Annotated in this window: 22 protein-coding genes and 1 pseudogene; 14 read left to right on the top strand and 9 right to left on the bottom strand. The window is 57.9% G+C overall.

Annotated features, from left to right (window positions below):
* The first annotated feature begins 9 nt into the window (after window positions 1-9).
* The 5 genes from gatA (at window position 10) to LG383_RS21855 (ending at window position 4,137) form a co-directional block, all read left to right on the top strand.
* A complete protein-coding gene (gene gatA, locus LG383_RS21875; RefSeq protein ID WP_225760127.1) occupies window positions 10-477 on the top strand; it encodes a PTS galactitol transporter subunit IIA in 468 nt (155 codons plus the stop codon).
* A 27-nt stretch (window positions 478-504) separates the two neighbouring features.
* Complete coding sequence (gatB, locus tag LG383_RS21870; protein WP_225760126.1) at window positions 505-789, top strand: PTS galactitol transporter subunit IIB; 285 nt, start codon at window positions 505-507, stop codon at window positions 787-789.
* A 4-nt stretch (window positions 790-793) separates the two neighbouring features.
* Complete coding sequence (locus tag LG383_RS21865) at window positions 794-2,167, top strand: galactitol-specific PTS transporter subunit IIC (protein WP_225760125.1); 1,374 nt, start codon at window positions 794-796, stop codon at window positions 2,165-2,167.
* Between the two features lie 42 nt (window positions 2,168-2,209).
* Window positions 2,210-3,253 carry a galactitol-1-phosphate 5-dehydrogenase gene (gene gatD / locus LG383_RS21860; protein ID WP_225760124.1) on the top strand — a complete coding sequence of 348 codons (1,044 nt, stop codon included), beginning with the start codon at window positions 2,210-2,212 and terminating at the stop codon, window positions 3,251-3,253.
* A gap of 110 nt (window positions 3,254-3,363) precedes the next feature.
* Entirely contained in the window at window positions 3,364-4,137 is a 774-nt protein-coding gene (locus tag LG383_RS21855; RefSeq protein WP_225760123.1) for a DeoR/GlpR family DNA-binding transcription regulator, read from the top strand.
* Window positions 4,138-4,288: 151 nt separating this feature from the next.
* Here the strand turns inward: LG383_RS21855 and rsmI are convergent, their stop codons facing one another.
* Complete coding sequence (rsmI, locus tag LG383_RS21850) at window positions 4,289-5,152, bottom strand: 16S rRNA (cytidine(1402)-2'-O)-methyltransferase (RefSeq protein ID WP_106994792.1); 864 nt, start codon at window positions 5,150-5,152, stop codon at window positions 4,289-4,291.
* Window positions 5,153-5,214: 62 nt separating this feature from the next.
* Between rsmI and LG383_RS21845 the strand changes: the two genes are divergently transcribed.
* From LG383_RS21845 to dolP, 4 genes are read left to right on the top strand one after another with little or no spacing between them, the layout of a single operon-like run.
* The gene (locus LG383_RS21845; protein ID WP_225760122.1) at window positions 5,215-7,302 is read left to right on the top strand and encodes a penicillin-binding protein activator; all 2,088 of its coding nucleotides are present in this window, start codon (window positions 5,215-5,217) and stop codon (window positions 7,300-7,302) included.
* The gene (locus LG383_RS21840) at window positions 7,260-7,655 is read left to right on the top strand and encodes a YraN family protein (RefSeq protein WP_166184197.1); all 396 of its coding nucleotides are present in this window, start codon (window positions 7,260-7,262) and stop codon (window positions 7,653-7,655) included. Before LG383_RS21845 ends, LG383_RS21840 begins: the two co-directional genes overlap by 43 nt.
* Before the next feature lie 21 nt (window positions 7,656-7,676).
* On the top strand, window positions 7,677-8,267 hold the full coding sequence (gene diaA / locus LG383_RS21835; protein ID WP_032614385.1) for a DnaA initiator-associating protein DiaA: 591 nt from the start codon (window positions 7,677-7,679) through the stop codon (window positions 8,265-8,267).
* A gap of 9 nt (window positions 8,268-8,276) precedes the next feature.
* Window positions 8,277-8,852, top strand: coding sequence for a division/outer membrane stress-associated lipid-binding lipoprotein (gene dolP, locus LG383_RS21830; RefSeq protein ID WP_106994795.1), 576 nt, complete (start codon window positions 8,277-8,279; stop codon window positions 8,850-8,852).
* A gap of 33 nt (window positions 8,853-8,885) precedes the next feature.
* Here dolP and LG383_RS21825 read toward each other — a convergent pair whose 3' ends face one another.
* On the bottom strand, window positions 8,886-9,530 hold the full coding sequence (locus tag LG383_RS21825; RefSeq protein WP_106994796.1) for an NAD(P)H-binding protein: 645 nt from the start codon (window positions 9,528-9,530) through the stop codon (window positions 8,886-8,888).
* Between the two features lie 126 nt (window positions 9,531-9,656).
* Here LG383_RS21825 and LG383_RS21820 point away from each other — a divergent pair, with 126 nt between their 5' ends.
* Window positions 9,657-10,175: a type 1 glutamine amidotransferase domain-containing protein gene (locus LG383_RS21820; protein ID WP_106994797.1), complete on the top strand. Its 519-nt coding sequence runs from the start codon at window positions 9,657-9,659 to the stop codon at window positions 10,173-10,175.
* Here the strand turns inward: LG383_RS21820 and LG383_RS21815 are convergent.
* A complete protein-coding gene (locus LG383_RS21815) occupies window positions 10,161-10,589 on the bottom strand; it encodes a YhbP family protein (protein ID WP_166184203.1) in 429 nt (142 codons plus the stop codon). The genes LG383_RS21820 and LG383_RS21815 overlap by 15 nt on opposite strands.
* Window positions 10,590-10,603: 14 nt before the next feature.
* On the opposite strand from LG383_RS21815, the pseudogene LG383_RS21810 reads away from it, so the two are divergent.
* Window positions 10,604-10,944 (top strand): annotated as a pseudogene (locus LG383_RS21810) (GIY-YIG nuclease family protein).
* On the opposite strand, the gene LG383_RS21805 reads toward LG383_RS21810, so the two are convergent.
* On the bottom strand, window positions 10,931-11,434 hold the full coding sequence (locus LG383_RS21805; protein WP_106994800.1) for a GNAT family N-acetyltransferase: 504 nt from the start codon (window positions 11,432-11,434) through the stop codon (window positions 10,931-10,933). The pseudogene LG383_RS21810 and the gene LG383_RS21805 sit on opposite strands and share 14 nt — an antisense overlap.
* The gene (locus tag LG383_RS21800) at window positions 11,428-11,952 is read right to left on the bottom strand and encodes an SCP2 domain-containing protein (protein ID WP_106994801.1); all 525 of its coding nucleotides are present in this window, start codon (window positions 11,950-11,952) and stop codon (window positions 11,428-11,430) included. The genes LG383_RS21805 and LG383_RS21800 overlap by 7 nt, the downstream gene beginning before the upstream one ends.
* 221 nt (window positions 11,953-12,173) lie before the next feature.
* Here LG383_RS21800 and LG383_RS21795 point away from each other — a divergent pair, with 221 nt between their 5' ends.
* The 3 genes from LG383_RS21795 (at window position 12,174) to LG383_RS21785 (ending at window position 15,142) form a co-directional block, all read left to right on the top strand.
* Window positions 12,174-13,169 (top strand): peptidase U32 family protein, encoded by a 996-nt coding sequence (locus LG383_RS21795; protein WP_106994802.1) that lies wholly within the window; start codon window positions 12,174-12,176, stop codon window positions 13,167-13,169.
* Between the two features lie 8 nt (window positions 13,170-13,177).
* Window positions 13,178-14,056, top strand: coding sequence for a U32 family peptidase (locus LG383_RS21790; RefSeq protein ID WP_225760121.1), 879 nt, complete (start codon window positions 13,178-13,180; stop codon window positions 14,054-14,056).
* A gap of 78 nt (window positions 14,057-14,134) precedes the next feature.
* Entirely contained in the window at window positions 14,135-15,142 is a 1,008-nt protein-coding gene (locus LG383_RS21785; RefSeq protein WP_225760120.1) for a luciferase-like monooxygenase, read from the top strand.
* A 93-nt stretch (window positions 15,143-15,235) separates the two neighbouring features.
* Here the strand turns inward: LG383_RS21785 and mtr are convergent, their stop codons facing one another.
* The 4 genes from mtr to nlpI all read right to left on the bottom strand — a co-directional run bounded on the left by mtr (window position 15,236) and on the right by nlpI (window position 19,608).
* Window positions 15,236-16,480, bottom strand: a complete 1,245-nt coding sequence (gene mtr, locus LG383_RS21780) for a tryptophan permease (RefSeq protein ID WP_225760119.1) — start codon at window positions 16,478-16,480, stop codon at window positions 15,236-15,238.
* A gap of 142 nt (window positions 16,481-16,622) precedes the next feature.
* Window positions 16,623-18,542: a DEAD/DEAH family ATP-dependent RNA helicase gene (locus LG383_RS21775; RefSeq protein ID WP_225760118.1), complete on the bottom strand. Its 1,920-nt coding sequence runs from the start codon at window positions 18,540-18,542 to the stop codon at window positions 16,623-16,625.
* Window positions 18,535-18,615, bottom strand: a complete 81-nt coding sequence (gene yrbN, locus LG383_RS21770) for a protein YrbN (RefSeq protein ID WP_098946273.1) — start codon at window positions 18,613-18,615, stop codon at window positions 18,535-18,537. Before yrbN ends, LG383_RS21775 begins: the two co-directional genes overlap by 8 nt.
* Window positions 18,616-18,723: 108 nt before the next feature.
* Window positions 18,724-19,608, bottom strand: coding sequence for a lipoprotein NlpI (nlpI, locus tag LG383_RS21765; protein WP_059307114.1), 885 nt, complete (start codon window positions 19,606-19,608; stop codon window positions 18,724-18,726).
* Window positions 19,609-19,678 lie beyond the last annotated feature (70 nt).

Here is a 19,678-nt window from a genome sequence, read left to right as displayed (position 1 = left end):
GGAGAAACCATGAGCAAACTGTTTGTCCGTACCGGCATTGATTTTGCCACCTGCCAGCAGGCGCTGGCTCATATCGGCGAGGAGATGCTGGCGAAGGGGGTGGTCCATGCCACTTACCCTGCCGCACTGCTGGAAAGGGAGGCGGTGTTCCCCACCGGTATCGCCCTGGAAAGACATGCCGTGGCGATCCCGCACTGTGAGGCGGTCCACGCCAAAGAGCCGGCACTTTACCTGATCCGTCCGAACAAGCCGGTGCATTTTCAACAGGCGGATGACGATGCGGAGATTGCCGTGTCGCTGATTATCGCCCTGATCGTGGAAAACCCTGCGGCGCAGCTCACCCTGCTGCGCCGGTTATTTAGTGAGCTGCAAAACCCGACCCTGCTGGAGGCGCTGCTGACCGCGCCGGAGCACCAGCTAAAGGCCCTGTTTGAGGAGGCCATCCTGATGGCCGAACCCTGCAAGCGTGCCTCATAACAGACTGATAATAAGAAGGAGTACCCTATGAAACGCAAAATTATCGTTGCCTGTGGCGGCGCCGTTGCTACCTCCACCATGGCCGCCGAAGAGATCAAAGAGCTGTGTGACGCCCACAACATCACCCTGGATCTGGTCCAGTGTCGGGTGACCGAAATTGAAACCTATATGGATGGCGCAGATCTGATCTGCACCACCGCGAAAGTCGACCGTACCTTTGGCGACATCCCGGTGGTTCACGGCATGCCATTTGTGTCGGGCGTCGGCATTGATGCCCTGCAGCAAAAAATCCTGACCATCCTCAAGGGGTAAGATCATGTTTACCGAAATCATGCGGTATATCCTCGATCTGGGACCGACGGTCATGCTGCCCATCGTTATCATCATCTTCTCGAAGCTGCTGGGGATGAAGCTGGGCGACTGCTTTAAATCCGGTCTGCATATCGGGATTGGCTTTGTCGGGATCGGGCTGGTGATCGGCCTGATGCTCGACTCCATCGGCCCGGCGGCCAAAGCGATGGCGGAACAGTTTCAGATTAACCTTCACGTGGTGGACGTCGGCTGGCCGGGCTCATCGCCCATGACCTGGGCCTCGCAGATTGCGCTGGTGGCGATCCCCGTGGCGATTGGCGTCAACGTGCTGATGCTGGTCACTCGCATGACCCGCGTGGTTAATGTCGATATCTGGAACATCTGGCACATGACCTTTACCGGCGCGATGCTGCATCTGGCGACCGGCTCTTACTGGCTCGGGATCCTCGGCGTGGTGCTCCACGCGGCCTTTGTCTACAAGCTGGGGGACTGGTTTGCCAGAGACACGCGGGAGTTCTTCGGCCTCGAAGGGATTGCTATCCCGCACGGCTCCTCCGCCTACCTTGGCCCGATTGCGGTGCTGGTCGACACGCTCATTGAGAAGGTCCCGGGACTGAAGCGCATCCACTTCAGCGCCGACGACGTGCAGAAACGCTTTGGTCCCTTTGGCGAACCGGTCACCGTCGGTTTCGTGATGGGGCTGGTCATCGGTCTGCTGGCCGGCTACGACGCGAAAAATGTCCTGCAGCTGGCGGTAAAAACCGCCGCGGTGATGCTGCTGATGCCGCGCGTCATCAAGCCGATCATGGATGGCCTCACCCCAATTGCCAAACATGCGCGTAAGCGTCTGCAGGCGAAGTTTGGCGGGCAGGAGTTCTTAATCGGCCTCGATCCGGCGCTGCTGCTGGGCCACACCTCGGTGGTCTCCGCCAGCCTGATCTTTATCCCGCTGACCATCCTGATTGCGGTGCTGGTGCCGGGTAACCAGGTCCTGCCGTTTGGCGACCTCGCCACCATCGGCTTCTTTGTCGCCATGGCGGTGGCGGTGCATCAGGGCAACCTGTTCCGCACCCTGATCTCCGGCGTCATTATCATGGGCATCACCCTGTGGATCGCCACCCAGACCATCGGCCTGCACACCCGGCTGGCTGAGAATGCCGGCGCGCTGAAAGCGGGCGGGATGGTGGCGTCGATGGACCAGGGCGGATCGCCCGTCACCTGGCTGCTGATCCAGCTCTTTACCTGGCAAAACGTGGTGGGATTCGTGGTGATTGGTGCCATCTATATCACCGGCGTGCTGCTCACCTGGCGTCGTGCCCGGGCCTTTAGCGCAGCAGAAAAACGCGCTGAGGCTCCACAGAGCCAGACGGTTTCTTAATATCCGGGGAGCGCTGCTCCCCTCTTTTTTCTGGAGTGAATCATGAAATCAGTGGTAATTCATGCTGAGGGCCAGGTGCGTGTTGAAGAGCGCCCTGTTCCGGACATTCAGGCTGCGGATGAGGTGCGTGTGCGCGTGGTCTGCTCGGGATTATGCGGTTCGGATATCCCGCGTATTTTCGCCAACGGAGCCCACTACTACCCCATCACCCTGGGGCACGAATTTAGCGGCTACGTTGATGCCTGCGGCTCTGGCATCGACGACCTGAAGGCGGGCGATGCGGTGGCCTGCGTGCCGCTGCTGCCCTGCTTCTCCTGCCCCGAGTGTGAAAAAGGTTACTTCTCACTGTGTAAGCAGTACCAGTTCGTTGGTTCCCGCAGCGAAGGGGGTAACGCGGAGTATATCGTAGTGAAGCGCGCCAACCTGTTCCGCCTGCCTGCAGCGATGTCCATTGAAGACGGGGCCTTTATCGAGCCGATTACCGTGGGGCTGCACGCATTCCATCTTGCCCGGGGCTGCGAGGGCAAAAATGTGATCATCGTGGGGGCGGGCACCATCGGTCTGCTGGCCATGCAGTGCGCGCTGGCGCTGGGTGCGGCCAGCGTCACCGCCATTGATATTAATGACGACAAGCTGGCGCTGGCGACCTCGCTGGGAGCAACCCGGGTATTCAACAGCAAAACGCTGAGCGCAGAGGCGATGCTGGCCGCCCTGCATGAAACACGTTTCGATCAGCTGGTACTGGAGACGGCCGGCACGCCGCAAACTGTCGCCCTGGCCATCGATATCGCCGGGCCCCGCGCCCAGCTGGCACTGGTGGGAACCCTGCATCACGACCTGAATTTGTCCGCCGCGACTTTTGGCAAGATCCTGCGTAAAGAGCTGACCCTGCTGGGCAGCTGGATGAACTACTCTGCGCCCTGGCCAGGCGAAGAGTGGGAGACCGCCGCCCGGCTTCTCAAAGAGAAAAAATTGCAGCTGGCGCCGCTGATCGCTCATACCTGCGACTGCGAGAGTTTCGCCCGTGCCATTCAGGCACTCAATGGCTCACCGATGCAGGGCAAAATCCTGCTGCGTCTGGACTAAGCAAAGGAGCCAGCAACCGGAGCTGGCTCACAGTTACTTTCGAACGTTAGCGTTCACCTTTCGCATCCCTTCGATTAAACTGGAGTAAGTTAATTATCAGGCAAAACAAAATGAACTCATTTGAGCGAAGGAACAAAATCGTCGATCTGGTGAATGCCAACGGCAGCGTGTTAGTGCTCGACCTTTCGAATTCTTTTGGCATCTCCGAAGTGACCATTCGCGCCGATCTGCGGCTACTGGAAGAGAAAGGGCTGGTGACCCGTTTTCACGGCGGGGCCGCCAGGCCGGGCAGCAATCTGGGCGAAAATGAAAGCCAGGAAGTGCTGCTGGAAGATCGCTACAGCCTCGCCAGCGATCCGAAAAAACGCATCGCCCTGGCGGCGGTGGCGATGATCGAGGAAGGGATGACGGTGATTCTGGACAGCGGCAGCACCACCATGCTGATCGCTGAAGCGCTGGCAAAGAAAGCCAATATCACGGTGATTACCAACAGCCTGCCTGCGGCGTTCGCCTTGTCGGACAACAAAGACATCACCCTGGTGGTCTGCGGCGGTACGGTGCGCCATAAGACTCACTCCATGCATGGCACCATCGCCGAGCGCTCGCTGGCGGGTATCAGCGCGGATTTAATGTTTGTCGGGGCCGACGGGATCGACACCACCAATGGCATCACCACCTTCAACGAAGGCTACTCCATCAGCAGCGTGATGGCGGCGGCAGCGCATAAGGTGATTGCCGTGCTGGACGCGAGTAAGTTCAACCGTCGTGGGTTCAACCAGGTGCTGCCGATGGCGGAGATTGACTGTGTGATTACTGACCAGGGGATCAGCCGACAGGATAAAGATTCGCTCAGCAAATGCGACGTAGAAGTGATTACCGTCTGATACAACCTGGGCAGGTTATCTCAAGACTTGCCCGGTATTTTTTTCCGACATTTTTCCGACATTTCTTCCGACACATTGCATGTAATCAGCATTTTTTCAGTCAGTTATGTAGGCCGGGTAAGCGCAGCGCCACCCGGCAGAAGCCCAGGTCTTACTCCCCCTGCTGCTCCAGGGCATACTTATACAGCGCGTTCTTTTTCACGCCGTGGATCTCCGCCGCCAGTGCGGCCGCTTTCTTCAGCGGCAGTTCGGCCTGCAGCAGGGCGAGGGTACGCAGCGCTTCCGCAGGCAGCGCGTCCTCTTCCGCTTTGTGCCCTTCGACAATCAGCACCATCTCACCCTTGCGGCGGTTTTCGTCCTCTTTCACCCATGCCAGCAGCTCGCCAACCGGCAGGCCGTGAATGGTCTCCCAGGTTTTGGTCAGCTCGCGCGCCAGCACCACGTAACGGGCTTCGCCCCAGACGGTCACCATATCCTCCAGACTCTCCAGCAGACGGTGGGTGGATTCGTAGAAGATCAGGGTGCGGGGTTCGGCTTCCAGCGCCTTCAGCACGTCGCGACGGCCTTTGGATTTGGCGGGCAGGAAACCCTCATAGCAGAAACGATCTGACGGCAGGCCCGCCGCGCTCAGCGCGGCAATAGCAGCGCACGGCCCCGGCAGCGGTACCACGCGAATACCCGCCTCGCGGCAGGTACGGACCAGGTGATAGCCCGGGTCGTTGATCAGCGGCGTACCGGCATCGGACACCAGGGCAATGTTCTGCCCCTCTTTCAGTTTGGCCACCAGCATGGCCGCTTTTTGCTGCTCGTTATGATCGTGCAGGGCAAACAGGCGCGCATTAATCGCAAAATGCTGCAGCAGCAGGCCGGTGTGGCGGGTATCTTCAGCTGCAATAAGATCAACGCTTTGCAACACGGTGAGCGCACGTTGGGTAATATCAGATAAATTCCCAATAGGAGTAGGTACAATATAAAGCTGACCCTGAGAATTATCTGCCGTTTCGTGTTGTTTCATTGTTTCATCCGTATTGCCGATTTAATATTGAGCATTGCGTAAAAAATATCACTGGATACAGTATGGTACCCTTAACGTTTCTTCATAATAAAGTCACGCGCAGCCTTCCGCTGGTGCTGGCAGCCCTGATCTTTGCTGGCTGTGGCACACAGGCGCCCGATCAAAGTGCGGCCCATATGGAGGGTACAGCCCAGGCTGACTCCGGCTTCTATCTGCACCAGATGGAGCAGAGCTCCGATGATACCCGGATCAACTGGCAATTACTCGCCATTCGTGCACTGCTGAAAGAGGGTAAAACCCAGCGTGCCGCCGAACTGTTTAAGCAACTGCCGCAAACCTTAAGTGACCGCCAGCGCTATGAGCAGTTCCTGCTGGCCGCTGAACTGAAAATTGCACAGAACGACGTTGCCGGGGCGAAGAAGATCCTCGGGAATATCGTCATCAGCGTGCTGGATAAAAACCAGCAGGCCCGTTTCTGGCAGGCCGCTATTGCCGCTGAACAGGGCCGCCCTTCCCTGACGCTGCTGCGGGCGCTGATTGCCCAGGAGCCGTTGCTCCCTGCCGCTGAAAAACAGAAAAATATCGATGCCACCTGGCAAACGCTCTCCGCCATGAACCCGGATCAAGCCAATGCGCTGGTGATTAACGCCGACGAAAATGTCCTGCAGGGCTGGCTGGATCTGCAGCGCGTCTGGTTCGATAACCGCAACGATCCGGATATGTTGAAAGCCGGGATTAAAGACTGGCAAACCCGCTACCCGAACAACCCGGGAGCAACCATGCTGCCAACGCAGCTGGTTAATGTGCAGAACTTCAAGCCTGCCTCCACCAGCAAAATCGCCCTGCTGCTGCCGCTGGGTGGCCAGGCCGCGGTGTTTGGTCGCACGATCCAGCAGGGTTTTGACGCGGCGAGAAATGGCACCGCAGCCGTCGCGGGTAACGCCGTTCCTGCCCAGGTCGCCCAGGCGGCCAATGCCGGTGATGTGGTGAGCCCGTCCAGTGCCGAAACCAATGACCTGACCACGGCCCAACCTGTCGCCGTGCAGGAAGGGACGATGCAGGACCCGGTCCAGGCCCCTGAGACTACCCCCACCACCGCGCCGGATAACAGCGTGCAGGACCCGATGCAGGCACCTGCCACCGCACAAGCCCCTCAGGCCACGGCTATCGCCAACCCGGCCGCCGAGGTCAAGGTGTATGACACCAGCACCCAGCCGCTCGACCAGGTACTGAATCAGGTCCAGCAGGATGGCGCCAGCATCGTGGTCGGCCCGCTGCTGAAAAACAACGTCGAAGAGCTGATGAAGAGCAACACCCCGCTGAACGTGCTGGCCCTCAACCAGCCGGAGCAGGTGCAGAATCGCCCGAACGTCTGCTATTTCGCTCTGTCGCCAGAAGACGAAGCCCGTGATGCCGCGCGTCATATCCACGAACAAGGTAAGCAGGCTCCCCTGCTGCTGATCCCGCGCAGCCAGCTGGGTGACCGCGTCGCCACCGCCTTTGCCCAGGAGTGGCAACAGCTCGGCGGCGGCATTGTTCTGCAGCAGAAATTTGGCTCAAGCTCCGAACTGCGCGCGGGCGTTAACGGCGGCTCAGGCATTGCTCTGACCGGCAGCCCGGTCACCTCCAGCCTGCCGCAGCAGCAGGGCGTGACCATTGGCGGCCTGACTATCCCGGCCCCGCCTACGGACGCGCAGATTAGCGGCGGCGGCAGCGTCGATGCGGCTTACATCGTCGCCACCCCGGAAGAGATCGCCTTTATCAAGCCGATGATCGCCATGCGTAACGGCAGCCAGGCTGGCGTGTCGCTGTATGCCAGCTCGCGCAGCGCGCAGGGCACCGCTGGCCCGGACTTCCGTCTCGAGATGGATGGCCTGCAGTACAGCGAGATCCCGATGCTGGCAGGCAGCAACCCGGCGCTGATGCAACAGGCGCTGAGCAGCGTACGCAACGACTACTCCCTGGCGCGTCTGTATGCCATGGGCGTGGACGCCTGGACGCTGGCAAACCATTTCACCCAGATGCGCCAGGTGCCAGGCTTTGAAATTAGCGGCAATACCGGCGATCTTACCGCCACTCAGGACTGCGTGATTAACAGGAAGTTATCATGGCTCAAATACCAGCAAGGACAGATCGTTCCGGCCAGCTAACCCGCAAACAGACCGGCGACGCGCGCGAGCTTCAGGCGCGTCGCTGGCTTGAGCGCAACGGACTGCGCTTTATCGCCGCCAACGTTCGCGCGCGCGGCGGTGAAATTGACCTTATCATGCAGGACGGCCCGACCATTGTGTTCGTCGAGGTGCGCTACCGCCAGTCATCCCGCTATGGCGGGGCCGCCGCCAGCGTGACCCGGGCCAAGCAACAAAAATTATTACTCACCGCCCAGTTGTGGCTTGTCCGGCATAATGGCAGCTTTGATACTGTGGATTGCCGGTTCGATGTGGTAGCCTTCACCGGAAACGCCATCGAATGGTTCAAAAACGCCTTCGGCGCAGACGCGTAAATCAGATCGTTAAGGGATACCGTGCTCGAAAGAATTAAGGTGTGCTTCACCGAAAGCATTCAGACTCAGATCGCAGCGGCAGAAGCGCTGCCGGACGCCATCTCCCGCGCGGCGATGACGCTGGTACAGTCCCTGCTCAACGGCAACAAAATCCTCTGTTGTGGCAACGGCACATCGGCCGCCAACGCACAGCATTTTGCTGCCAGTATGATTAATCGTTTTGAGACAGAGCGCCCCAGCTTACCTGCCATTGCACTTAATACCGATAACGTGGTCTTAACGGCGATTGCTAACGATCGTCTTCATGATGAGATCTATGCCAAACAGGTGCGTGCGTTAGGGCATGCCGGTGATGTGCTGCTGGCTATCTCTACGCGCGGCAACAGCCGCGACATCGTCAAAGCCGTTGAAGCCGCCGTCACACGCGACATGACCATCGTCGCGCTGACCGGTTACGATGGCGGCGAGCTGGCGGGGCTGTTAGGTCCTCATGATGTTGAGATCCGTATTCCTTCCCACCGCAGCGCGCGCATTCAGGAGATGCACATGCTGACGGTGAACTGTTTATGCGATCTGATTGATAACACGCTTTTCCCTCACCAGGATGATTAAGGAGTTTACATGAAGGCACTTTCGCCCCTCGCAGTCCTTATTTCTGCGCTGCTGCTTCAGGGATGTGTCGCTGCAGCGGTAGTGGGTACCGCGGCAGTGAGCACCAAAGCCGCAACTGACCCGCGTTCCGTGGGCACACAGGTGGATGACAGCACTCTGGAGCTGCGCGTGAACAGCGCCCTGTCCAAAGACCAACAGATTAAGAAAGAAGCGCGCATCAACGTGACGGCATACCAGGGCAAAGTTCTGCTGGCAGGCCAGGCACCCAATACCGAACTCGCCGCCCGCGCTAAGCAGATCGCTATGGGTGTAGAAGGCACCACCGAAGTGTTTAACGAAGTGCGTCAGGGTCAGCCGATTGGCCTGGGCGATGCCTCCAACGACACCTGGATCACCACCAAAGTGCGCTCTCAGCTGTTAGGTAGCGATCAGGTTAAATCTTCTAACGTGAAGGTGACCACCGAGAACGGCGAAGTGTTCCTGCTCGGCCTGGTGACTGACCGTGAAGGCAAAGCGGCGGCGGATATCGCCAGCCGGGTGAGCGGCGTGAAGCACGTCACCACCGCCTTTACCTACATCAAGTAACCTTCCCTGCCCTCTGCCATCGGCAGAGGGCCATTAGCCCTCCCCCTGCGCCATCTCCCTGATCTTCGCTGACGGAATGATATTGACGCCCGTCGTGGACGCGCTCAGCGCCTCCTGCAGCATCACCTGCGCTACATCGCGCGCGTCTATCGACTTGAGATTGCCAGGCAACAGGCTAAATAGCGGTGCAAACAGTGATTCGCTGAAGCGGTGTTTTTCCCGATCGCCCAGCAGCATTGACGGTCGCACGATGGTCAGCCGCTCCCACTTCTGGGCAATCAGTGCCTCTTCCATTTTGCCTTTCACCTTGTTGTAGAAGAACGGCGAATGCGCGTTGGCCCCCATCGAACTGACCACCAGCAGATGCTTCGCTCCGAGCCGTTTACCGGTCAGGGCCGTATCCACCACCAGGGTGTAGTCGGCATGGATAAAGGCCTCTTTGCTGCCCGCCTCACGCCGCGTAGTACCCAGACAGCAAAAGACGGTGTCCACCGGATCCTGAACCTGCGCCAGCGCGTCGGTCAGCTGCGGATCGTGCGGGTTAAACACGCCCTCGATATCGCCCAGCGGGCGACGTGTTGGGGCGGCAATATAGTTGACCTTCCGCTCCTGAATCAGCATACGCAGCAGATGCCCACCCACAAGGCCGGTCGCGCCGGTAATTAAAACCTGACTCATTATTCCTCCTTTGCAGATTAGTCCGTATGCGATTTCATGCTCCTCAACCACACTTAGTAGTCTCATTGCTAAGTATTTACCACAAGCGAAGAAAAAGCTGTCTGAAGCCAAAACAACGGAGGAAGCATGAGCAAGAAAATTGCAGTCTTGATCACCGACGAGTTTGAAGATTCAGAATTCACCTCGCCTGCCGAGGCGTTTCGCAAAGCGGGACATGAGGTGATTACAATCGAAAAACAGGCGGGAAAAACGGTGAAAGGCCATAAAGGTGAAGCCAGCGTTTCCATTGATAAGGCTATCGACGAGGTGCGGCCTGCGGACTTTGATGCCCTGCTGCTGCCCGGCGGCCACTCCCCGGACTCACTGCGCAGCGACTCGCGCTTCGTAACCTTTACCCGTGATTTTGTCGCCGCCGGTAAACCGGTGTTTGCCATCTGCCACGGCCCGCAGCTGCTGATCAGCGCCGAAGTGGTGCGTGGTCGCAAACTGACAGGCGTGAAATCGATCGCCATCGATCTGAAAAACGCCGGAGCGGATTTTTACGATCAAGAGGTGGTAGTCGATAAGGATCAGCTGGTTACCAGCCGGACGCCAGAGGACCTGATCGCCTTTAACCGTGAGGCACTGCGCTTACTCGGCGCGTAGCCAGTGATGTTTTTTGCCAAAGCCTAACGTGTTGTCAGTGAACTTGAGTTCATCCACGCGGATCTCCCACACGGGAGCTGGCATGGCGGCGGCAACCGGAAAGCGACGAAGATAGTGCTTACGCATCGCGTCGCTTTCCTCCCCCTCCAGACGTCGAATTTCCCCTTTGAACTGCACCCCGCGGATCAATGCCACCGTTTTCGGCTGCCCGTTGACGGTGCCCGCCACTTTCGCCAGCCTGCCGCTCATCTGCGCATGACGGGTTTTATCTTCGCTCAGAACGTAAAACGCCACGCGCTGCGGATCGTAATAGTAAAAGGCATTTGCGCACCACAGCTCATCATCATGGTGAACGCACCAGGTGACAACGTGCTGCTTCGCCAGCCAGCGGTTGATGGCGGCCAGAGTTTCCATTTCGCTTCTCTCTCGTGCTAAGGTGCGTTCACCTTAACATACTGAATCTGTCGCCGTGTGCTGGTTTCTCTATCTTGTTCGAACCGCTGATAATGCGCTCTATACGGGCATTACTACCGATGTGCCGCGCCGCTTCCTGCAACATCAGACGGGAAAAGGGGCGAAGGCATTACGCGGCAAAGGGGAGCTGACGCTGGCGTTTTCCGCCGTCGTAGGGGATCGTTCGCTGGCGCTGCGGCTGGAGTATCGGATCAAACAGCTGACGAAGCGCCAGAAAGAGCGCCTCGTCAGTGGCGACGGGTCGTTTGAGGCGCTACGCGAGAGCCTGCAAACGCCGCTGATTAAAAGCGATTGAAGTGGTCGTGGTATTCCACCAGGCCGCTGACGCCGTTAAGCGCATCATCCGCCAGCGGGTGCAGCTGGAATGCCGACTCGGTGCCCGGCCAGCGGCAACGCAGGTCGTAATGGGCCGCTTTCTCGAAGCCTAAACGGCTGTAGAACGCCGGATCGCCCAGCGTAACCACCGCGGCATAGCCAAACTCATTGAGCGAATCCAGCCCCTCGTAGACCAGCTGACGCGCCAGGCCTTGTCCACGGTAGTTTTCATCTACCGCCAGCGGCGCCATGCCGACCCACTGCAGCTCTTCGCCCTGCACGGTGACCGGACTAAAGGCGACATAGCCGACCACCTGCCCCTCATCGTCGGTAGCCACCAGGCCCAGCGTAATCAGGCCATCCTCACGAAGGTCCTGAACCAGTTGCGCTTCACCGTCCCCTTCAAAGGTCCGGCGTAATAAGGCATCGATACCCGGGGCATCGATACCAATCTCGACTCGAATCAACATGGCTCACCTACAGAAGTGTGTTTACTTTCCGGCGGCGTTTTCAAACCCGCCTCGACAAAATCGGCCAGTTGCAGCAGCGCCACGCGCAGCGGCTTTGGCATCTGTTCCAGTTCAATGGCATCCATCAGGTTTTTGACATACAGACCTAACTCGGTATCGCCTTCAATCACCAGACGGCGCTGGAAAAAGAGCGTATCAGGATCCTGTTTACGCGCCGCGATCATCAGCAGATCGCTGGCATCAGCGCTGAAGCTGACATCCGCTTCTGCGGATTCGCGGACCACCAGCTGTTCATTCTCAACGGAGGTGTACCAGCGCAGGCCGATATCCCGCACTTCGATACTTAACCAGCGCCCTTGCAGAAACTCCAGCTCGCCCTCCGCCAGCGCCTGACGGAACTGCCAGCTGAGTACCTGTTGCAGCACCTGGCGCTTCAGCGCAAAGGGTGCCAGCTTCACCGGCACGCTCAGCAGCGATGGACCAAATTGTACGAGACGTGAACGCAGTTTATCCAGCACGAGCAATACTCCCTGATATCTATAGTCCTGATATTTTGCCATATCCAGTCGTTGGTATAGCGGCGTAAATCAACAAACTGACGTCCGGCGTAATCCATTATTGGTGCCATCAATACGCCATTAGCTGCCTTAAATCAAAATTTGTCGCCTGATGGTTAATTAAAATCGCTGTTCGATAACAATTTTGCATCCCTCTGGGGCTGCGAACGTCAGGATAAATTATGGAGCTGCTCTGCCCTGCTGGAAATCTACCGGCGCTTAAGGCGGCCATCGAAAACGGCGCCGATGCGGTTTATATCGGGCTGAAGGACGATACCAATGCCCGTCACTTCGCTGGTCTCAATTTTACCGAGAAAAAGCTGCAGGAAGCGGTGAGCTTCGTGCACCAGCATCGCCGCAAGCTGCATATCGCCATTAATACCTTTGCCCACCCCGACGGTTATAACCGCTGGCAGCGCGCGGTGGATATGGCGGCGCAACTGGGGGCCGACGCGCTGATCCTTGCCGACCTCGCCATGCTGGAGTATGCCGCCGAACGCTACCCTCATATTGAGCGCCATGTCTCGGTTCAGGCATCGGCCACCAACGAAGAGGCCATTCGCTTTTACCATCGTCACTTCGACGTGGCGCGCGTGGTGCTGCCGCGAGTGCTGTCTATTCATCAGGTTAAGCAACTGGCACGCGTCACGCCAGTGCCGCTGGAAGTTTTTGCCTTTGGCAGTCTGTGCATTATGGCTGAAGGGCGCTGCTATCTCTCCTCCTACCTGACCGGTGAATCCCCTAACACCGTGGGCGCCTGCTCGCCGGCCCGCTTTGTGCGCTGGCAGCAGACTCCGCAGGGGCTGGAGTCGCGTCTGAACGAGGTGCTGATCGACCGCTATCAGGACGATGAAAACGCCGGTTATCCAACGCTGTGCAAAGGCCGCTATCTGGTGGATGGCGAACGCTATCATGCCCTGGAAGAGCCCACCAGCCTCAATACCCTGGAGCTGCTGCCGGAGCTGCTGGCGGCCAATATCGCATCGGTGAAAATCGAAGGCCGTCAGCGCAGCCCGGCGTACGTCAGCCAGGTGGCAAAAGTGTGGCGTCAGGCGATCGATCGCTGCATGGCGGATCCAAAGCAATATGCCCCGCAGCCCGCATGGATGGAGACCCTCGGCGCCATGTCCGAAGGTACCCAGACCACGCTGGGCGCGTATCACCGTAAATGGCAGTGAGATAACGCATGAAATATTCATTAGGACCGGTGCTCTACTACTGGTCAAAAGAGACGCTGGAAGATTTTTATCAGCAGGCGGCAACCAGCCAGGCCGATGTGATTTATCTCGGTGAGGCGGTGTGCAGTAAGCGTCGCGCCACCAAAGTCGGCGACTGGCTGGAGATGGCGAAAAACCTGGCCGACAGCGGCAAGCAGGTGGTGCTCTCCACCCTGGCGCTGGTGCAGGCCTCATCGGAACTTAACGAACTGAAACGCTACGTGGATAACGGCGACTTTCTGCTGGAAGCGAGCGATCTCGGCGTGGTGAACCTGTGCGCCGAGCGCAAGCTGCCGTTTGTCGCCGGGCATGCACTGAACTGCTATAACGCCGTGACCCTGCGCGTGCTCCTCAGACAGGGCATGATCCGCTGGTGTATGCCGGTGGAGCTTTCCCGCGACTGGCTGGTGAACCTGCTGACCCAGTGCGACGATCTGGGGATCCGCGATCAGTTTGAAGTGGAAGTATTGAGTTACGGCCATCTGCCGCTGGCCTATTCCGCCCGCTGCTTTACCGCGCGCTCAGAGAACCTGCCGAAAGACGAATGCGAAACCTGCTGCATCAAGTACCCGAACGGGCGCAGCGTGCTGTCGCAGGAGAATCAGCAGGTGTTTGTCCTGAACGGTATTCAGACCATGAGCGGCTACGTGTACAACCTCGGCAACGAGCTGGCCTCGATGCACGGCCTGGTGGATATGGTGCGTCTGTCGCCATTAGGCCCAGACACCTTCGCCATGATTGACGCCTTCCGCGCCAACGAGAATGGCGCGGCCCGGCTGCCGCTGACCGCCAACAGCGAGTGCAACGGCTACTGGCGACGTCTCGCCGGGCTGGAGCTTCAGGCCTAAAAAAGGCTCACTTTGTTAACAATGATGAGTAAACTTTAATGCAATATTGAAGATTCACCGTCGACAAAGTGAGCTGTTATGACTGATAAATCCATTCCGTTTTCGGTGCTGGACCTGGCGCCGATCCCTGAAGGCTCCTCAGCAAGAGAAGCCTTTACCCACTCTCTGGATCTCGCCCGCCTGGCTGAACAGCGCGGTTATCGTCGCTACTGGCTGGCGGAGCACCACAATATGGTCGGGATCGCCAGTGCGGCCACCTCGGTGCTGCTCGGCTATCTGGCGGCCAATACCACTACCCTGCATTTAGGCTCGGGCGGCGTGATGCTGCCGAACCACGCCCCGCTGGTGATTGCCGAACAGTTTGGCACGTTGAACACCCTCTACCCTGGCCGCATCGATCTGGGGCTGGGCCGTGCGCCGGGCAGCGATCAGCCAACCATGCGCGCGCTGCGCCGTCATATGAGTGGCGATATCGACAACTTCCCGCGCGACGTGGCGGAGCTGGTGGACTGGTTCGACGCGCAGGACCCGAACCCGCATGTCCGCCCGGTGCCGGGCTACGGCGAGCGGATCCCGGTCTGGCTGCTGGGTTCGAGCCTGTACAGCGCCCAACTGGCTGCCCAGCTGGGCCTGCCGTTTGCGTTCGCCTCACACTTTGCGCCGGATATGCTGCACCAGGCGCTGCATCTCTATCGCACGAACTTCAAACCCTCGGCGCGACTGGAAAAACCGTACGCGATGGTCTGTATCAACATCATTGCCGCCGACAGCAACCGCGATGCAGAATTCCTGTTTACCTCCATGCAGCAGGCGTTTATGAAGCTGCGCCGCGGCGAAACAGGCCAACTGCCGCCGCCGGTAGAAAATATGCATCAGCTGTGGTCGGCGTCAGAACAGTATGGTGTGCAGCAGGCGTTAAGCATGTCGCTGGTGGGTGATAAAGCGAAAGTGCGCCACGGGCTGGAAGCGGTGCTGCGCGAAACCCAGGCCGACGAGATCATGGTGAACGGGCAGATTTTCGATCATCAGGCGCGACTGCATTCGTTCGATCTGGCGATGCAGGTGAAAGAGGAACTTCTCGGGTAGTTTCTTGCCGGGCGGCGCTGCGCTTGCCCGGCCTACGGTTTTCGCCCTCTCCCTTCGGGAGAGGGTTGGGGTGAGGGGACCAGGCCGCACGATTTACTGATATACCGGCAGCAGATTAAAGCTCGACAGCAGGTGCACCAGCGCGTTGCCAACCCCGAACACCAGGATCAGCGCAATCATCGGCTTGCCGCCCCAGACACGGAATTTTGGGCTGCCGAAGCGTTTACGTGATTTACGTGCCAGCAGCGCCGGCACAATCGCCGCCCAGATGGTTGCCGCCAGCCCCGCATAGCCAATGGCATACAGGAAACCGTTCGGCCACAGCAGGCCACCGATCACCGGCGGCAGGAAGGTCAGCAGCGCGGTTTTCAGACGGCCCATCGCCGAATCATCAAAGCCACAAAGGTCGGCCAGATAGTCAAACAGGCCCAGGGTCACGCCGAGGAACGAGCTTGCCACGGCAAAGTTAGAGAAAATCACCAGCAGCAGATCCAGGCTGCGGCTGTTCAACACTCCGCTCAACGCCTGCACCAGCACATCAATGTTACCGCCCTTCTGCGCGATGCCGATGAATTCCGGACGCGGGATATTACCCATCGTCCCCAGCAGCCAGATCGCATACAAACCCAATGCCAGCAACGTGCCGTAGACCAGACAGCGAGTGATGGTGCGCGGATCTTTACCGTAGTACTTCATCAGGCTCGGGACGTTGCCGTGATAGCCAAACGACGCCAGACAGAACGGCAGGGTCATCAGCAGATACGGCGAGTACGAGGTATTGCTCTCGGCGACATTAAACAACGTGGCCGGGGTGACGTGCCCCAGCAGGCTGCCGAAGGTCAGAAAAAAGGTGATGACCTTGGCGCCCAGCACAATGGCCGTCATCCGACTTACCGCTTTGGTGCTCATCCAGACGATAAATGCCACGGCCAGGGCGAAGCACAGCCCCGCCAGCCGCGCCGGAACATCCAGCGACATCTCTGAGAAGGTGTGGTGCAGAATCGAACCGCTCGCCGAGATATAGGCGTAAGTCAGGATATAGAGCACAAAGGCAATGGAGATGCCGTTGACGATGTTCCAGCGTTTGCCGAGCAGGTCTCGGGTGATGGTGTCGAAGCTCGATCCAATGCGGTAGTTCAGGTTAGCTTCGAGGATCATCAGGCCGGAGTGCAACATACAGAACCAGGTGAAGACCAGTGCCGCCAGCGACCAGAAGAACCACGCCCCGGACATCACCACCGGCAGAGAGAACATACCTGCGCCAATGATGGTACCGCCGATGATTACCACACCGCCGAGCAGCGAGGGTGACGTTTGGGTGGTGGTTAGTGTCGCCATACAGCCTATTCTCCAGTCAAAAATTTGGGACCTGCATCTTAATGTGCTGCACTGTACCAGTACAATAGTACAAAGGGAATAAAAAAAGCCCCGATATCGCTATCGGGGCTGTATATATTACTTTACGACTGAAGCGTAAGGCTTACGCGTCACGACGACGGGTAGGTGCACTGCCATCTTCACGACGTGGGCCGCGGTTTTCACGACGCTCACCGCTGAAACGACCTGCACCAGCTGGTGCAGCGCCTTCACGACGAGGACCACGACCGCCTTCACGACGCTCACCGCCACCGAAACCACGGCCAGCAGGACGATCGCCTTCACGACGCGGACCACGGTCCGGACGCGGCTGGGCATCACCCATCAGCTGCATGTTCATCGGCTTGTTCAGGATGCGGGTACGGGTAAAGTGCTGCAGCACGTCGCCCGGCATACCTTTTGGCAGCTCGATGGTGGAGTGGGTACCGAACAGCTTGATGTTACCGATGTAACGGCTGCTGATGTCGCCTTCGTTAGCGATCGCGCCAACGATATGACGAACTTCAACACCGTCATCACGGCCCACTTCAATGCGGTACAGTTCCATTTCACCAGCGTCACGACGCTCACGACGTGGACGATCTTCACCAGCAGCACGCTCAGGACGGTCACCACGAGGGCCACGATCGTTACGATCACGACGCTCGAAACGCTCATCACGCTCACGGAATTCACGCTTAGGACGCATCGGTGCATCTGGTGGCACGATCAGAGAACGTTCGCCCTGTGCCATCTTCAGCAGTGCGGCAGCCAGCGTTTCCATATCCAGCTCTTCGCCTTCAGCGGTTGGCTGGATCTGCGCCAGCAGCGCACGGTACTGATCCAGATCGCTGCTTTCCAGCTGCTGCTGTACTTTCGCGGCGAATTTTTCCAGACGGCGTTTGCCCAGCAGGTCTGCATTCGGCAGATCTGCTTCTGGAATGGTCAGCTTCATGGTGCGTTCGATGTTACGCAGCAGACGACGCTCGCGGTTCTCAACGAACAGCAGCGCGCGGCCAGCACGACCTGCACGGCCGGTACGACCGATACGGTGAACGTAAGACTCGGAGTCCATCGGGATGTCATAGTTAACAACCAGGCTGATACGCTCAACGTCCAGACCACGTGCTGCCACGTCGGTTGCAATCAGGATATCCAGACGACCGTCTTTCAGACGTTCCAGAGTCTGCTCACGCAGGGCCTGGTTCATGTCGCCGTTCAGCGCGGCGCTGTTGTAGCCGCTACGCTCCAGGGCTTCAGCCACTTCCAGGGTTGCATTTTTGGTACGAACGAAGATGATCGCCGCATCAAAATCTTCTGCTTCCAGGAAACGCACCAGCGCTTCGTTTTTACGCATACCGTATACAGACCAGTAGCTCTGGCTGATGTCCGGGCGAGTGGTGACGCTGGACTGGATACGCACTTCCTGCGGATCCTTCATGAAGCGACGGGTAATGCGACGGATCGCTTCCGGCATAGTTGCAGAGAACAGAGCGGTCTGATGACCTTCCGGGATCTGCGCCATGATAGTTTCTACGTCTTCGATGAAGCCCATGCGGAGCATTTCGTCAGCTTCATCCAGTACCAGACCGCTCAGTTTAGAGAGATCCAGCGTACCGCGTTTCAGGTGATCCAGCAGACGACCCGGGGTACCGACGACGATCTGTGGACCCTGACGCAGGGCGCGTAACTGCACGTCATAACGCTGGCCGCCGTACAGGGCAACCACGTTTACGCCGCGCATATGTTTAGAGAATTCAGTCATCGCTTCCGCAACCTGAACAGCCAGTTCACGGGTCGGAGCGAGTACGAGGATCTGCGGTGCACGCAGGTCCGGATCGATGTTGTTCAGCAGCGGCAGCGAGAACGCTGCGGTTTTTCCGCTACCAGTCTGGGCCATGCCCAGCACGTCACGACCGGCGAGTAAATGCGGGATGCATTCTGCCTGGATCGGAGATGGTTTTTCGTAACCCAGATCGTTAAGGGATTCAAGGATAGGAGCCTTCAGGCCCAGATCTGCAAAAGTGGTTTCGAATTCAGCCATGTAGTACAAGTGCCTCGATATTAATGGCGGCCAGTCTACATAACTCATCGTGAAAATTTTCGGTAATTTTCATTGAAAGTGTGAACCGGCTCAAAGTAGGTGTATTGACGAACAACAACGCCCTCACCCGTTAAGATGATGACAATCAAAAAATGATTATGGGCTGATGTGTTGACGTCAGCTATTGCTGGTCCGATTCTGCCAGGTCGTCGTGCTCCTGGCCCAAGAGCGATAATTCCAACAATGCATAACGGTGCTCAACATAGTTGTGTACGTTGTTAGCAACCGCTAATTTGAACAGTGCCGTGGCGCTGTCCATATCCCCCAGACTTAGGTAGTACTTACCTAAATAGAAGTTGGTTTCACTGAGATGCTCAGCGAGCGAGGTGTTATCCGTTGCGTCTGCCTTGAGCTTTTCCATCAGCGTTGCTTCGCTGATGTTGCCCAGGTAGAACTCGACAATATTCCATCCCCACTGTTCCTTGTCCGATTTTTCGAAGCGTTGGTTTAACGCGTCTTTGGCCTGCTTTGCATCGAGCTTCTGCTCAACAATGTAAAGCCACAGGCTACGGAAAGGGTCGTTAGGATCGTCTTGATAAAACGCTAGCAGATCATCTTGCGCTAACTTGTCACGACCGCCGTAATACAGGGCGATCCCGCGATTCAAGTGCGCGTAGTTGTAAGTTGGATCAAGCTCAAGTACAGAATCAAACGCTTCATAGGCAGCATCAAAATTGCCTGCCTGCGTTAAATAAATGCCTAAGTAATTGAATACTTCAGGCATATCCGGTCGGATCGCCAACGCTTGTGAAAAATCATTTCGCGCTAGTGCCCTCAGACCGAGACTATCATACAACACTCCGCGCTCATATAAAAGCTGTGCGCGTTCGTCATCGGTTAAAGCCCGACTGGCAAGAATTTGTTCCATGCGTGCCAGAATCACTTCCTGCTGCAAAGTCGGTTGCAGTGGCACTGCGAGGACTTCACTTTTACGCCAGGCAGAGTTGCTGCATCCTGCCAGCGTCAAAGCTGTCGCAACGAAACACCAGCGCAGAAAAGGCTTCATTTCCCACTCCCGAAGACAACTATTGGATGAACGTCCTGTCCCCCGGCGGCTCAACAAGGCGTCCTGCCTG

Source organism: Leclercia sp. Marseille-Q4284 (assembly GCF_916618945.1).
Taxonomy (GTDB): Bacteria; Pseudomonadota; Gammaproteobacteria; order Enterobacterales; family Enterobacteriaceae; genus Enterobacter; species Enterobacter tamurae.
The sequence above is the reverse complement of the archived record's forward strand: the minus strand, read 5'-3'. Positions and strand labels throughout refer to the sequence as shown.

Coding starts and splice junctions, on each gene's coding strand:
- LG383_RS21865 (WP_225760125.1), top strand. CDS start 794: ATGTTTACCGAAATCATGCGGTATATCCTCGATCTGGGACCGACGGTC.
- gatD (WP_225760124.1), top strand. CDS start 2,210: ATGAAATCAGTGGTAATTCATGCTGAGGGCCAGGTGCGTGTTGAAGAG.
- LG383_RS21820 (WP_106994797.1), top strand. CDS start 9,657: ATGAGCAAGAAAATTGCAGTCTTGATCACCGACGAGTTTGAAGATTCA.
- LG383_RS21855 (WP_225760123.1), top strand. CDS start 3,364: ATGAACTCATTTGAGCGAAGGAACAAAATCGTCGATCTGGTGAATGCC.
- gatA (WP_225760127.1), top strand. CDS start 10: ATGAGCAAACTGTTTGTCCGTACCGGCATTGATTTTGCCACCTGCCAG.
- LG383_RS21785 (WP_225760120.1), top strand. CDS start 14,135: ATGACTGATAAATCCATTCCGTTTTCGGTGCTGGACCTGGCGCCGATC.
- LG383_RS21775 (WP_225760118.1), bottom strand. CDS start 18,542: ATGGCTGAATTCGAAACCACTTTTGCAGATCTGGGCCTGAAGGCTCCT.
- gatB (WP_225760126.1), top strand. CDS start 505: ATGAAACGCAAAATTATCGTTGCCTGTGGCGGCGCCGTTGCTACCTCC.
- mtr (WP_225760119.1), bottom strand. CDS start 16,480: ATGGCGACACTAACCACCACCCAAACGTCACCCTCGCTGCTCGGCGGT.
- LG383_RS21805 (WP_106994800.1), bottom strand. CDS start 11,434: ATGTTGATTCGAGTCGAGATTGGTATCGATGCCCCGGGTATCGATGCC.
- LG383_RS21815 (WP_166184203.1), bottom strand. CDS start 10,589: ATGGAAACTCTGGCCGCCATCAACCGCTGGCTGGCGAAGCAGCACGTT.
- nlpI (WP_059307114.1), bottom strand. CDS start 19,608: ATGAAGCCTTTTCTGCGCTGGTGTTTCGTTGCGACAGCTTTGACGCTG.
- LG383_RS21825 (WP_106994796.1), bottom strand. CDS start 9,530: ATGAGTCAGGTTTTAATTACCGGCGCGACCGGCCTTGTGGGTGGGCAT.
- LG383_RS21840 (WP_166184197.1), top strand. CDS start 7,260: ATGGCTCAAATACCAGCAAGGACAGATCGTTCCGGCCAGCTAACCCGC.
- dolP (WP_106994795.1), top strand. CDS start 8,277: ATGAAGGCACTTTCGCCCCTCGCAGTCCTTATTTCTGCGCTGCTGCTT.
- LG383_RS21795 (WP_106994802.1), top strand. CDS start 12,174: ATGGAGCTGCTCTGCCCTGCTGGAAATCTACCGGCGCTTAAGGCGGCC.
- LG383_RS21790 (WP_225760121.1), top strand. CDS start 13,178: ATGAAATATTCATTAGGACCGGTGCTCTACTACTGGTCAAAAGAGACG.
- yrbN (WP_098946273.1), bottom strand. CDS start 18,615: ATGAAAATTACCGAAAATTTTCACGATGAGTTATGTAGACTGGCCGCC.
- LG383_RS21845 (WP_225760122.1), top strand. CDS start 5,215: ATGGTACCCTTAACGTTTCTTCATAATAAAGTCACGCGCAGCCTTCCG.
- rsmI (WP_106994792.1), bottom strand. CDS start 5,152: ATGAAACAACACGAAACGGCAGATAATTCTCAGGGTCAGCTTTATATT.